This window comes from Pantoea stewartii subsp. stewartii (assembly GCF_008801695.1).
GTDB classification, from domain to species: domain Bacteria; phylum Pseudomonadota; class Gammaproteobacteria; order Enterobacterales; family Enterobacteriaceae; genus Pantoea; species Pantoea stewartii.
Window position 1 is genome coordinate 1 of sequence record NZ_VZPF01000306.1, and the last position, 252, is coordinate 252.

Annotated in this window: 1 pseudogene; it reads right to left on the reverse strand. The window is 54.0% G+C overall.

Annotated elements, in window-relative coordinates:
• Positions 1-124: 124 nt before the first annotated feature.
• Positions 125-252 (reverse strand): annotated as a pseudogene (locus tag F7Q90_RS26295) (IS630 family transposase); the annotation flags it as partial.

The following is a 252-nucleotide window of genomic DNA, read 5'->3' on the forward strand; positions in this document are numbered from 1 at the left end:
TGGAGGCGAAGCGCCTCAAGGAGCCATGTCCGGTGTTTCACGCGATAGTGTCCATTAAAAAATGATGGACACTATTTTCCCGGAACCGGAGCCCGCTGCACAGACGGTTTAAATGTGACGCTTACGGGTTTTCCGCACTACATTTCGCCAGTGCTTCATGGATAGCGACCATTTTTTCTTCTTTGTGTGGGTCACGGATACGCAGTGTCGGCGCGGCTCTCCGCCATACCAGGCCGGCAGCAGGTAACCATC